The organism is Chryseobacterium sp. MYb7, assembly GCF_002979455.1.
In the GTDB taxonomy this organism is placed as follows: domain Bacteria; phylum Bacteroidota; class Bacteroidia; order Flavobacteriales; family Weeksellaceae; genus Chryseobacterium.
The window spans coordinates 174,902-188,393 of sequence record NZ_PCOU01000007.1 but is presented as its reverse complement, the minus strand read 5'-3'; the positions used below and the strand labels follow the sequence as shown (position 1 = coordinate 188,393).

11 protein-coding genes and 1 riboswitch are annotated in these 13,492 nt (G+C 35.1%); of the genes, 4 read left to right on the top strand and 7 right to left on the bottom strand.

All coding sequences use genetic code 11. The annotated features are described in order from the left end of the window. Nucleotides 1-312 precede the first annotated feature (312 nt). From CQ046_RS08255 to CQ046_RS08240, 4 genes are all read right to left on the bottom strand, one after another. The gene (locus tag CQ046_RS08255; protein WP_105701808.1) at nucleotides 313-546 is read right to left on the bottom strand and encodes a hypothetical protein; all 234 of its coding nucleotides are present in this window, start codon (nucleotides 544-546) and stop codon (nucleotides 313-315) included. Between the two features lie 115 nt (nucleotides 547-661). Further along, the gene (locus CQ046_RS08250; protein WP_105701799.1) at nucleotides 662-1,198 is read right to left on the bottom strand and encodes a GNAT family N-acetyltransferase; all 537 of its coding nucleotides are present in this window, start codon (nucleotides 1,196-1,198) and stop codon (nucleotides 662-664) included. 16 nt (nucleotides 1,199-1,214) lie between these two features. After that, nucleotides 1,215-1,607 carry a VOC family protein gene (locus CQ046_RS08245; RefSeq protein ID WP_105701798.1) on the bottom strand — a complete coding sequence of 131 codons (393 nt, stop codon included), beginning with the start codon at nucleotides 1,605-1,607 and terminating at the stop codon, nucleotides 1,215-1,217. A gap of 20 nt (nucleotides 1,608-1,627) precedes the next feature. Beyond that, entirely contained in the window at nucleotides 1,628-2,413 is a 786-nt protein-coding gene (locus CQ046_RS08240) for a hypothetical protein (RefSeq protein ID WP_105701797.1), read from the bottom strand. Between the two features lie 103 nt (nucleotides 2,414-2,516). Here CQ046_RS08240 and pafA point away from each other — a divergent pair, with 103 nt between their 5' ends. Next, nucleotides 2,517-4,163, top strand: a complete 1,647-nt coding sequence (gene pafA / locus CQ046_RS08235) for an alkaline phosphatase PafA (protein ID WP_105701796.1) — start codon at nucleotides 2,517-2,519, stop codon at nucleotides 4,161-4,163. A gap of 236 nt (nucleotides 4,164-4,399) precedes the next feature. On the opposite strand, the gene CQ046_RS08230 is transcribed toward pafA, so the two are convergent. Together CQ046_RS08230 and CQ046_RS08225 are read right to left on the bottom strand one after the other, a co-directional pair. Beyond that, nucleotides 4,400-5,533: a tetratricopeptide repeat protein gene (locus tag CQ046_RS08230; RefSeq protein WP_105701795.1), complete on the bottom strand. Its 1,134-nt coding sequence runs from the start codon at nucleotides 5,531-5,533 to the stop codon at nucleotides 4,400-4,402. After that, nucleotides 5,530-7,158, bottom strand: coding sequence for a helix-turn-helix domain-containing protein (locus tag CQ046_RS08225; protein WP_105701794.1), 1,629 nt, complete (start codon nucleotides 7,156-7,158; stop codon nucleotides 5,530-5,532). The genes CQ046_RS08230 and CQ046_RS08225 overlap by 4 nt, the downstream gene beginning before the upstream one ends. Before the next feature lie 154 nt (nucleotides 7,159-7,312). On the opposite strand from CQ046_RS08225, the gene CQ046_RS08220 reads away from it, so the two are divergent. The 3 genes from CQ046_RS08220 to CQ046_RS08210 all read left to right on the top strand — a co-directional run bounded on the left by CQ046_RS08220 (nucleotide 7,313) and on the right by CQ046_RS08210 (nucleotide 11,877). Further along, nucleotides 7,313-8,626 carry a T9SS type A sorting domain-containing protein gene (locus tag CQ046_RS08220; protein ID WP_105701793.1) on the top strand — a complete coding sequence of 438 codons (1,314 nt, stop codon included), beginning with the start codon at nucleotides 7,313-7,315 and terminating at the stop codon, nucleotides 8,624-8,626. Between the two features lie 136 nt (nucleotides 8,627-8,762). Next, a riboswitch (cobalamin riboswitch) is annotated at nucleotides 8,763-8,941 on the top strand. A gap of 33 nt (nucleotides 8,942-8,974) precedes the next feature. Beyond that, nucleotides 8,975-10,801: a TonB-dependent receptor plug domain-containing protein gene (locus CQ046_RS08215; RefSeq protein ID WP_105701792.1), complete on the top strand. Its 1,827-nt coding sequence runs from the start codon at nucleotides 8,975-8,977 to the stop codon at nucleotides 10,799-10,801. 20 nt (nucleotides 10,802-10,821) lie between these two features. Then, nucleotides 10,822-11,877 carry a YncE family protein gene (locus CQ046_RS08210; RefSeq protein ID WP_105701791.1) on the top strand — a complete coding sequence of 352 codons (1,056 nt, stop codon included), beginning with the start codon at nucleotides 10,822-10,824 and terminating at the stop codon, nucleotides 11,875-11,877. Nucleotides 11,878-12,042: 165 nt separating this feature from the next. On the opposite strand, the gene CQ046_RS08205 is transcribed toward CQ046_RS08210, so the two are convergent. Continuing rightward, nucleotides 12,043-13,461 carry a CCA tRNA nucleotidyltransferase gene (locus CQ046_RS08205; RefSeq protein WP_105701790.1) on the bottom strand — a complete coding sequence of 473 codons (1,419 nt, stop codon included), beginning with the start codon at nucleotides 13,459-13,461 and terminating at the stop codon, nucleotides 12,043-12,045. Nucleotides 13,462-13,492 lie beyond the last annotated feature (31 nt).

Genomic DNA, 13,492 nt, shown 5'->3' with positions numbered 1-13,492 from the left:
AATAATTAGTTTTAAAAACCGCGCAAATTTAACACTTTTTAAGACGTGAAAATTGAATTAATGTGGTATGCTTTAAATCATACTATTAATAATTGAATTCACTTTATTTTATATTAAAATTTATCTTATTGTAATGCAAAATTATCTATGTGTCACGACAAAACCTGTCGTATTATTTTATGAATACTTAAAGGATATTTATCATTAAAAAAGTCACCCGATCGGGTGACTTGCATTGAAAACTATATTAAAATTTAATAAAAAAGAGCGGTAATAACCGCCCTCAACAAAATTTTATCTAACAAATATTTTTTACATATAAACGCACCCACAGCCCGTTTCCCATTCCTGGCACAGACGCATTGGTTCATTACATCCCGGGTTGCCACCGCCACCGCCGGAAACTCTATAACAGGTACCGTCACTGCAGTAGTAAGAACCTATAGTTGGCGGACAATTTCCATCCATATCACATACTGCGTACGGAGTGTCACCACCACTGATCAGGACTAGCTGATTTCTTTTTAGCTTTTTTAAATTTTTCATAGTAATCATGTTTTAATTTGTTGATTACTAATGTATAGAAAAATTAGCACACCAGCAAGTGTTCTAATTAATAAAGAGTAGATGAGTTTATTATAATACTTATTTTATGATTAATTTATTCCATATCTAAGGTCATAAAAAGAGCGAGTTCCTCTGAATTACTGTAAAGCCTTGTATTCAGTCCGGTAATATTGAATCCCATTCTTCTGTAAAATTGTATGGCAGGGTAGTTGGTGTTTTGGGTCTCCAGTTCAATAACCCTGCAGTTTAATCTTCTTGCTTCTTTAATGGCATTTTTAATCAGCATAATACCGATTCCCTCCCGTCTGTGTTTTTCATCGATCAGAATATTTTCAATATAAAAACTGTTGTTCCACGTCCTGTGTTCGCAAATAATCCAGCCTGCAAGCTCTTCATTTACATAAGAACCGAAAGAATTTTCCTGTTCAATAATGGTATTGAGGTCTTCCAGATCTTCAGAAGTTGTTTCCCAGATTTTGGTATAAGGTAAAGACTTTTCCTTTAAAATGAATTCAAAAGAACCTCCAAATTCAATAGAGGAAACCGAATAGATAATTTCTGTTGTATAGCCATTAAGTCCCCAGTTTACATTTGGGTTAGAAGACAATTTTTGTAGTTTTCTTATTTCCACATTATATATTTTAAGGTTATTGGATTTCTGTACAGATTTCTACCAGATAATTGTTGGGATCTTTGATATAAGCTGTTTTCTGTCCCCATGGTTTTACTGCAATATTTTCATAAAGAACAGCTCCGTTTTTAATTGCTTTTTCTACCAAAGCTTCTACATTATCTGTGGTAAATCCCAGTTCTATTCCGAAAGGCTGGTCTTGTGTTTTTGCTGTTATAAATCCTTTTTTTATATTGGAATTTGCAAGACTGACAGAGGCGAATGACAGGCTCGTTTCTCCGGTCAGCAGTTCACCATAATCCTTTTCGGGGGTGATGAATTTTATTTCGGAATCGAAAGTGTTTTTATAAAAATTCATGGATTGCTCTACATCTTCCACATACAGAATAACATATTTGAATTTGATCATAATATTCAATTAAAAGGGTTTTATTTTTTGTTTACAATATATTCTTCATCCAACATCAGTTCTACATTGGGACCCTGTAAAGGGTACTCTTTGAAGGTTCCAAAATGACCGAAATGAAGAGGATATTTCTGAGTGAGCTGCCTTACTTTAGTTCCAAAAGAATTGATATTCACCTTTTGAACAGAATCTTTCTTCTGTCTGCCATTACTGAAAAAAAGCATCAGATTACAATGGTCTTTAAATTCGAAGTCATTATAGTAAAATACATGGATATTTTCTTCTCTGCAGATTTGAATCAGATCGTGAATCAACTCTTTTTTATTCTTTAAAGGTAAGTTACAATCAATTCTGACAGAATAGTTTTCAGCATTGCTTTTCCTGAAATCAGAACTTACCATTTGAATAAAACGATGCTCAATACTTTTGAATTCTTCTTTTTCCGGACTATAGCTTTTGCTGGATTGAATGGCAAAAGGAAGGCTTGAATCTACTAATACTGCATTTTCACGGATCATAAGCTTTTCGATCTCTAAGGCAAATTGAAAATGAAAATCAAAAAGCATATAGTCTCCAATATTGATGATCAGTTGGTTTTCATTGATATTTATATGTAAATAGGTTTCTTTACAATGAGTTTTAAGTTCTTCCAGCTTTTCAATAAAATTATCTTTATTTTCAATTTGAATTCTTGCAGCCAGCTCAGCAGGATTATCGGCATGCCCACCAAATCCCGGATAAAACTTGAAAAACTGAAAGTCATATAATTGATCCGGAAATTTAAAATACCAGTATACGCCTAGAATCATAGCAGATTGATTGATGAATTGTAGAATAATCAAAATTAAATAAAATTTCACACTCCAAAACTTTCAAAACCCTTAAATTTGTTGGCAATAAAAATTTACTTGGATGCTTAGGAACATTTCAATTGCGGCAGCTACTTTATTGTCCGTAGTTACAATCAATGCGCAGAAGAACAGAAATACCCAACTGGAAAGACCCAAATTAGTCGTAGGTCTGGTAGTAGACCAGATGCGTTGGGACTATTTGTACCGTTTTTATAGTAAGTATGGGAATGATGGTTTCAAAAGACTTTTGAATACGGGATACTCTTTGAATAACGTACATATTCCTTATGTACCTACCATTACAGCTTTGGGACATACATGTATCTATACAGGATCGGTTCCGGCTATTCACGGGATTGCAGGAAACGACTGGACGGATAAAGAAACTGGTAAAGGGGTTTATTGTACTGCGGATGAAAGCGTTCAGCCCGTAGGAACTACCAATACAAAAATCGGAAGCCACTCTCCGAAAAATCTTTGGTCGACCACAGTAACTGACGAATTGAGACTGGCAACCAACTTCCAGGGGAAAGTAGTAGGGGTTTCTTTGAAAGACCGTGCATCTATTCTTCCTGCAGGACATACTCCAAACGGAGCATTCTGGTTTGATGACAGTACAGGAAATTTCATTACCAGTACATGGTATATGAATGACCTTCCTCAGTGGGTAAAATCATTTAATTCTCAGAATCTTCCTGAAAAACTAGTAGCCAACGGTTGGAATACTTTACTTCCGATCAACGAATATACAGAAAGTGCACCGGACAATTCCTCCTGGGAAGGTCTCTTGGGAAGTGCAAAGACACCTACATTCCCTTACAGCAATTTAGCAAAGGATTATCAGACTAAAAAAGACAATATCCGTTATACGCCTTTCGGAAATACACTGACATTAAAGTTGGCAGAAGCTTCTGTAGAAGGTGAAAAACTGGGTGGAGATAATATTACAGACTTCTTAGCTATCAACCTAGCATCTACAGATTATGCCGGGCATAAATTCGGACCGAATTCTATTGAAGTAGAGGATGTTTACATCAGATTAGATCAGGATTTAGCAGAATTTTTCAAATACCTTGATTCAAAAGTAGGAAAAGGTGAGTATACTGTTTTCCTTTCTGCGGACCATGGAGGAGCACATTCTGTAGGATTCCTTAAAGAACATAAAATTCCGACAGGTTTCTTCGGTGAAGATGCAGAAAAGAATCTGAACCAGAAGCTGAAAGAGAAATTTGGAGCTGATAAATTGATCAATGCTATTGATAACTATCAGATTTATTTCGATAGAAAAGTGTTAGCAGACAGTAAGCTTGAACTGGATGATGTAAGAAACTTTGCGGTAAAAGAAATTGAGAAAGATCCTACGGTTTTATATGCTGTTTCTGTAGACAAAGTACAGGAGTCAAGCATTCCGGAGCCCATCAAACAAAGAATTATTAATGGAATCAACAGACAGAGAAGTGGAGATATCCAGTTAATTTCTCACGATTCTATGCTTCCTCCATATTCTAAAACAGGAACTACACACAGCGTTTGGAACTCTTATGATTCTCATATTCCATTAATCTTTATGGGGTGGGGAGTAAAACAGGGAGAAAGCAACAAAGAATATCACATGACAGATATTGCGCCTACAGTATCTTCTTTATTGAAAATTCAGTTCCCAAGTGGAAATGTAGGAAACCCGATTACGGAAGTTATTGGCAGATAATTAAAGATTATAGAACAAAACTCTGTTTAAAAATTTTTGGAACCATTAAGCTTGTATTAAGGGTTAAGAGTATTAAGATAAGCTCCGTTTTAAGCTTAAAAATCAGAATGATTTATCTTAACTATACTTTATTTCTTAAATTATCCTTAATGGTTTGACAAATATTTTTTTGATAAGTTTAAACGGATCTAGTATAAAAAAACATCCCAATTTGGGATGTTTTTTGTTTTCAAAGCTTATTGGTTTCGTATCATTTGCTGAATCTCTTTATGAAACTTTTTATTTTGTTTTTTTATTTTGACAATAAAATATAAAAGAATAACGATCAAAATACTTCCCAGCAGCACAGAACCCATTTTAATGTAGCGATAATAAGACTTCAGCTTTTCACTTTTTAAAGCGGTTTCTTTATTATGGTTATCAATTACCTGATTAATAGATTTCAGTTCATTCTGCTTTCTTTTAAAGCGCATTTCTAAGGACTTTTTATTATACTGCTGATAGAGATTCTGCTGTCCCATCGCAAGATAATTTTCAGCCAGTTCTTTGTAAAGTCCTTCATTCAGGATGATATCTCCCGTGTTTTTACAAAGGTTTTCAGCTTTTAATAATAGGTTTATGGCAGATTGATTTTCATGTCTTTGTTTGTGTATTTCAGAAATTCCTTTCAAGGCAAATGCTTCCAGACTTTTAGCATAATTCTTTCTGGCATAGTTGATAGACTGTGAAAAAGCTTCTTGTGCCTTATCAATTTGATTGAGATTAAGATAACAATAGCCTATATTGTAGTACACCACACTCATATTGGAATAGGTGGTTTTCTTGACGGGAACTTTATCATAATTTTGTATCGAAATGAGAAACTTTTCCAAAGCAATTTCTGAATTTGACTGGCTTTTATAAACCATTCCTTTTATTGCATAGCTTGCCGCAGTTTCAATATATTTTTCAGGATTCTTCTCCGGAATTTTTGCAATATACTGATCTGCTTCATTCAGTGTTTCAAGGCATTTGCTGAAAAGTTCCATTTGCTGATACTGGATAGCGACTGAGATAAGAACTCCGGCCTGGCTCTTGGGATCATTCGTTTTCTGGGAAAGTTCTTTCGCTTTCAAAATATATTTTAATGATTTATCAAAGTTTCTTTTAGCAATATTGGCCGTGGAAAGAAGCATATAAAGATTAATAGAGGTCTTTACATCAGGAGAATTTTTTAATAACTGTTCTCCTATTTTAATGGCCTTATCAGGATTGTCATAAATTTCAAGTTTAGCTTTTTTTATTAAGACGCTGTCTGGTGTCTTTTGAGCTTTCGTGAAGGTGCAAAAGAATAAAAGGAATAAGGGTACTATCTTTAAAAATGGTTTCATACGGCTTTAGTTTTACTGATTTCCTGAATATAAACATTGGGAGACATTCCGGTAACAGATTTGAAAACAGTTGTAAATGCGCTGTGCGACGAAAAACCGGAATATTCTGCGAGATAACTCACTTTATAATTAAGAAAAGTAGAATCCTCTCTTAATAGCTGTACAATATGATTAATCCTGAGCTTATTAATATATCCGTTGAAATTTTTCTCCTTATTATTGATCACTTCCGAAAGATATTTTGTATTAATTTCCATTTGAGAAGAAAGTAAAGAAAGAGACATGTTTTTATTCAGATATCGGTCGGATTTTTCAAATTCTTCTAATTTTTGGAGTATTTCCTCTTCTTTTTCCCTTGATATCTTTGTAGAGCTGGAATCTTTAATTGCTGTATTTGTTTTGTTTAAGATGACAGGTTGAGGTTTCTGGTTGATCTGTTTTTCAAAGAAATCAAACTGCTTTTTTAACTCTTTATTTTTGCTTTTAATAATTAGAAAATAAATAAACAGACCTATAACAATCAATGACAAAACGAGAGTCAAAAACCATGTTGATCTGGTAAGTATATGCTTTTGGAATTCAATATTTTTATTCTGATTGGTTTCAACAAGTTTTACAAGGTATCGTATGCCTTCTTTCGAACTTGAATCCGTTTTTGCTTTTAAATCATTGTGAAGTTTATTGTACTGATGGTATTTTTCATCATTATGAACCGCGTAATAGTTACGGGAGAGTGATTCGAAAATTTTAATTTTTAAATTGTTAAAAGGCAGGTTTTCAACTAATGTAAGTCCGCTTTCCAGCTTTTCAATGGCTGTTGTATAATCCTGTTTCAGAAAATAATATTGGGAAAGATTTTCGTAAGCCAATCCTAGAAGAAAAGGTTTGCTTTTCCAATGTTCAAGATCTGAAATGATACTGTCTATAAATGTTTTATATTCCGTTAGTTTATTTTGTTTCAGCAAATAAGAAGCCCGGAAAATTTTGTTTTCTATTTTTAAAATTTTGTTCTCTTCATTATGATCGCTGAGGTATTGATTGCTTTTATCCAGATTTTGTAATGCTATAGGATAATCTCTGTTGATCCCTGAATTCAAAGCCTGAAGCTGGTACAATTTTGCAGTGGTAATTCTCAAAGCCGGATCAGTGCTTTTAAGAAGTTTCTGATCAGATAAAAGATGACTGATGATTCTTTTGGACTGATTATACAAGCCTAAGTTTTGATATTGATCCGCAAGATTATAACCACTGAAGATCTGTATAAAATAAGAAAGTCCGGTTTTCTGATCAGTATCTTCATTTTGAGCAAAAATATTCACGGATTGTACATAATCACCCTTCATGGCATAGGCTTGTGAAATGATGTTTTGGAGAACCATTTTATGTTCCGTATTCTGATCACTCACGAGAATTCCCTGAGTATAACTTATACTTTCATCAGAGTTCTGATAGAGTTTCAGAAATGCCTTATCGGCTAAAATAGTAAAGTCCGGGCCAGACTGCCCACTGATAAAAAGAGAGCTGAAAATGAAAACAAACAGTAGGATTCTTCTGTTATGGTGAAATAATTGATGAGTAAATAATTTGTTTTTTGTGTTTTTTTGAATAGTTCCGGTAAAATCCATATTCAAAACGTTTATTCTTATGTTGTTGTTTATTAGTGTTTTAAAAATTAAATTCTTTTGAAATTCACGAATTATGAAAGTCTATTTCTTTTAGCAGGGTGAATATTGTATTAATATTGTTTTCACCAATTCGAAAGCCTAAATATAATAAAATATGAAAAATTTTTACAGAATGTCAATGAAAATATTGACCGCTTGTTTTTTCCTGAATTTTAGTATTGCGGAAGCTCAGCTTACTGTAATAGGTTTAGGAAATTATAATGTAGGAGCAGTTTCGGATAATGGAGTGGTAAGTATGCATACAAGTGCCGGAGGAGTTTACAAATGGGATGCTGCCGGAGGACTTGTACAGATAGGTTCAATATCAAATGGATATCCGGCTGCCGGAAGAACAATTGTTTCGAATGACGGAACCAAAATCTCTTCTTCCGTTACGAATGCAGCAACGGGATTCAATGAAATATCAACTTATGATGTAACTACTTCTACCTGGGTAAACAGAGGCGGGCTTGTTCCTACCGGATGGGACGGAAGTGTAAGCTCTACCTGGGGAATGACTACTAATGGAAATACTATTGTAGGTCTGGGCTTTCTTACCGCAGCAAATGCACACGCTGTAAAATGGGATGAAGCCAGCGGAATGGTAGATTTGGGAAGTATGGTTCCCGGACGTAGCTCAAGAGCCAATGCCATCAATGCGACAGGAACAGTAATTGTGGGTTGGCAGGATGAACCGACAGGTACCAGAAGCGGTGCAAAATGGCAGGACGGAGTAGAAAGTTTTATCACAGATAATAACGGAAATAATGTAGGAGAAGCAGGCGGAATTTCTGCAGACGGAAATATCATCATAGGAGCAGCAAATCCTAATCCCTATGTATGGAATGCTGTGAATGGACTTACTTATATAACGCATCCTAATGCCTCATTCAGCTTCAAAGGAGGAGCAACAGGGATTTCGGCTGACGGGAAAACGGTGATTGGATTTTACAGAGCATTCGGAGCTCCTCCTATGTCGGGAGAAGGATTTATCTGGAATTCATCTACCGGAAGGATTAATCTGAATGATTATGCCGTATCCTTAGGAATTGCAACCAATGGAGTGACAATGGGACTTCCTTTGGCCATTTCACAGGACGGAAAGAAAATTGCCGGAACAGGGACGAATGCTTCAGGTCAAATGATCGCTTTTTATCTGGATATTACAGGGTTTTTATCAGTGAACGATGCTGTAAAAGAGAAAGATAATATCGGTATTTATCCTAATCCGGTAGCTGATATATTATATTTTAAAGGAAAAGGAAAAATAGAGAAAGCTGAAATTTATAATTTGGTTGGACAAAGGGTGAAAACATTCAATACTGTAGAAGAGCAGATTGATGTTTCATCCTTGTCAAAAGGAGATTATATTCTGCAATATTCTGTGAAAGGAGGAAAGCAGGAGAACTATAAGTTTATTAAAAAATAACATATATAAATAGTAAAGTAGTGGGATGAATGGCCGTTTTCAATATTGAAAGCGGCTGTTCTTTTTTATCTGCTGAATTAAAAAGATAGGTTTTTTTAAGCGTAGGCTGGTTTTTTGGCGAATACATATAAAAAACTATCTTTGCAAAAATTTTGGTTTCCAGTATTTTGGAATGAAAAGGGAATCGGGTGTAACTCCCGGACTGTCCCCGCAACTGTAAATCGCAACAAAAGTTTCTGCAAAAAGCCACTGTATTAAAACGGGAAGGAGCAGAATGCGAAAGTCAGGAGACCTGCCAGAATTATAATTTTAAAAAACATATTGCTTTCGGAGGAAAAGTAAAAAAGTATGGATATAAAAAGATCTTTAGTACTGCTTTTTTCATCATATGGCTGTTTTCTTTTTGGACAAGAGAAAGCCATCGATACTATTTTTGTCTTCGACAACCAGATGAATAGGGTGAAGCTTTTTCATCCTGTAAAAACAATTTCAGCAGAAGATGCTGAGAAAAACTCCAGTAATCTTTCTGAACTCCTAAGATTTCAGTCGCAGGTTTTTATCAAAGAAAATGGCCGTGGTGCTGTTTCTTCACCATCTTTCAGAGGAACTACTGCACAGCAGACTGCTTTTGTGTGGAACGGAATCAATATCAATTCCAACTTTTTAGGGCAGGGAGATATCAATAATATTGCCTTGTTTGGCTACGATCAGATCGGAATAAAAGCCGGCGGAGGAAGTGTCATATATGGAAGTGGTGCTATCGGAGGAAGTATCCACCTGAATAATACCCTTGATTTTAACAAAGGGTTCCATGGTTCATTATTTTCAGAAGTTGCTTCATTTAATACCTATAATAATTTTGTAAAAGGTTCTTACAGCAATGATAAGTTCAGTTTTAAAGCTTCCGGAAATTATTCTGTAAGTGAAAATAATTATGAAGTAAGTGATCTGAATTACATCAACAGAAACGGAAATTATTACAATACAACATTCAATGTAGGAACATCCTATAAAATAACGAACGATCATAAAATTTCGTGGCAGAGCCAGTTTTTTGATTCTTCACAACACTATCCCGTGTATGAAGAAACAGGAACAAAAACGAAATATAAGACTCAAAGTGTAAGAAGCCTTCTTTCCTGGGACTGGAACAAAGCGAAGTTCAGCAATTCCCTTAAAGCAGCTTATACGGAAGAGAATTTTCAGTATTTTGGTTCTTTAAATTTACCTAAATCCAGTGGCGGAACAGGGAAGAATTATATCTTTAAAAATGATTTCAATTATTTCCTGAATTCAAAATGGAATTTTAATATCATCGGAGAATTTCAGATCAATAAAGGAGAAGGATACCAGAGCGGAATCTCCAGTGTCAGCAGAAATGTTGGCTCAATATCAGGATTGTTGAGGTATTTTGCAACGAAAGACCTTCGTTTTGAGGGTGGATTCAAGAAAGATTTTGTGGAAAATGTAAACTCACCGTTGATGTATTCTTTCTCCGGAAAATGGAGTGCTTTAAAATGGTATGATGTAAGCGTGAATGTTTCAAAAAACTTCAGATTTCCGTCCTTCAATGATATTTATTATGAACCGGGAGGAAATAAAGATTTGAGACCGGAAACTTCTACTCAGATAGATATGACGAACGAGTTTAAAGTGGGAGATTTTAAACTTACTTTGTCTCCTTATTATATTGATGTGACAGATCTTATTGTATGGCTTCCAACTGCTTTGGGCTACTGGCAGGCATTCAATGTCAATAAATCAGAATCTTACGGATTGGAATCTCAGTTGTCTTTCAGTAAACAGCTGGGAAATCATAAAATCCGCGCGAATGCCGGGTATTACTACGCAAAATCTATTGACAAAGAAACGAAGATGCAGAGACCTTACGTTCCTATGCACAGAGGAAATGTGAATGTAGATTACGAATATGGTTTCTTTAAATTTTTTGCTCAGGCACTGTTGAATGGGGTTACCTATACCACAAGTGATGAAAAGAGATCAGATGCTATAGATCCTTATTTTCTTTTAAATATGGGCGTTTCTGCAACGTTGGCAAAAAAATATACCTTAGGGTTTAAAGTGAATAATCTTACGGATACTTACTATAAAACAGTTTCTTTTTATCCTTTACCCAAAAGAAATTATAGTGTGTATGCAGCAATAAATTTTTAAAAATTAAAATTGAATAAATTATGAAATTAACTAAACTTTTAACTGTCCTATTTGCAGTGGTGTTATTGTTTAACATTTCTTCATGTACAAGCGATTCTCAGGAGTTTGAAATCTCTCCGATTACTTATCAGAACGGATATTTTATCGCTAATGAAGGTAACTTCAACAGTCAGGGTGCAAAAGTAACATTCCTGACAAGAGATTTAAGCATGAAGCAGGACGATATATATGGATATAACAACAATAAAGAGATCCTTGGTGATGTTCTTCAGACCATTGGTCTTAACGGAAACAAGGCTTATCTTGTCATCAACAACTCAAACAAAATTGTTGTCGTAGACCGTTTTACATTCAAAAGATTAGCTGTAATTACTGACCAGATTGATAATCCAAGAGGAATTACTTTTGCGAATGACTTTATCTATGTTGCCAACCTGAATTTCTCTACGAATGCAACAAGTGTAACGAAATATAAAGTTTCTGACAATTCATTTGTAAGCAAAATTACCATGACAGGCGGAGCTGATAAAACAGTGGAAGCAGGTGGAAATGTTTTTGTACAGAATGCTACATCAGGATTTGGAAATATGATTACTTATATCAATACTTCCAACGACAGCAAGACTGAAATTACGGTTCCGAATGGAAAGATTAACAGTACTATTTCATACAAATCAAATGTTTACACAGTTTCTTCAACAACTGCAGATTCTTACATTTATAAGATTTCAAGCACAGGAGCTATGACGCCGGTAGTTACACTGACAGGAATTCCAAATGCTACCAACCTTCAGATTGATAACGATAAAATCTATTTCAGCTCTGGAAATAAAGTATATACAACAGGTTTAGCTACTCCAACAGTTCCTACAACTCCATTGTTAACAGCTGCAGATGGCGGACCGTATTTTACGCTTTACGGATTTAACGTTATTGACGGAAGAATCTTTGCATCTGATGTTCACCAATTTACAGCAGAAAGCGAGATGGTAATATATTCAGCATCTACAGGGAACAAAATGGGATCTGTTAAAACAGGAGGTCTTGGTGCTAACGGAACTTTCCTAAACCCATAATAATTTATACTTCTAAAAATATAATTTTTTATTTTTTCATCATTTGTGTTTTTTTCCGGTCGGTTTCTTTTGAAGCCGGCCGGCTTTGTTTTATAGGGTATAGAAAAAGCCCGGCGGGATGGAACATCCCGCCGGGCTTTTATATTTTATTATTTATCTGTTGAATCAGATAGTTAATCCCAGTTTCTCAGCTTCGGCAATGACAAATTTTGTGGCTTCTTCTTTTTCATTAGGAATTTCACCTTCCAAAATGGCTTCTTTTACTTTCTCTTTCAGAATACCAATTTCACGACCTGGTTTAAGATGAAACATTTCCATAATCTCTTCTCCGGTAATAGGTGGCTGGAAGTTTCTTACCTGATCCTTTTCTTCTACTTCTTTGATTTTTACCGCTACATATTCAAAGTTTCTTTTGAATTTCTCCTGTTTTTTAGAGTTTTTAGTGGTAATATCCGCCTTACAAAGGGTAAAAAGATCTTCAAGGTTTTCTCCGGCATCAAATAAAAGTCTTCTCAACGCAGCATCTGAAGCATCATCAGTGATCAGAGCAATGGGTCTTGATGAAAGCTTCACCATTTTCTGAACATACTTCATATCACTTCCCAAAGGCAGTTTCAATTTCTGGAAAAGGGTTTTTACCATTTTTGAACCCAAAAATTCATGCCCATGAAATGTCCATCCTGTTCCTTCCACAAACTTTTTTGTAGGTGCTTTTCCAATATCATGGAGTAGGGCAGCCCAACGAAGCCAAAGATTATCCGTATTTACGGAAATATTATCTACAACTTCTAAAGTATGGTAAAAGTTATCCTTGTGTGTTTGTCCCTCTACTTCTTCCACTCCTTTCAGTTCAATCAGCTCTGGAATAATCAATTTCATAAGACCGGTTTGTTCCATCAGCCTTAATCCTACAGAAGGTTTCTCAGAAAGCATGATTTTATTGAATTCTACCATGATTCTTTCCATAGAAACAATCTTGATTCTTTCTGCTTCCTGTTGAATAGCCAGCAGAGAGTTTTCCTCAATTTTAAAATTTAAAGTTGACGCAAAACGTACCGCTCTCATCATCCTCAATGGATCATCAGAATAGGTCTGAGCAGGTTCTAAAGGAGTTCTTAAGATTTCTTTTTCAAGATCTTCAATCCCATTAAAAGGATCAATCAATTCTCCGAAATTATCTTTATTTAAAGAAATAGCCATCGCATTGATGGTGAAATCTCTTCTTTTCTGGTCATCTTCCAGGCTTCCGCCCTCCACTTCAGGTTTTCGGCTGTTTTCTGTGTAGCTTTCCTTTCTTGCTCCCACAAATTCAAGCTCAAGCTCTTTATACTTGATCATGGCTGTACCATACGTTTTGAATACGGAAACCTTTAATTTGGGATCTATATCCTGAGCTACATTTTGAGCAAGCTCAATACCGCTTTGTTCCGTTACAAAGTCTATATCTGTGGAAGCTTTTCTGTTCATCAGAAGGTCACGTACATAACCGCCCACAATATATACGGACTGGTTATTCCTTTCTGCTGCTTCAGAAATTATTTTAAATAGTTTTAAATTCTTATTTTGATTAAGATTAATTTTCATCGTTAATAATAGTGACAATTTCTACGTATGT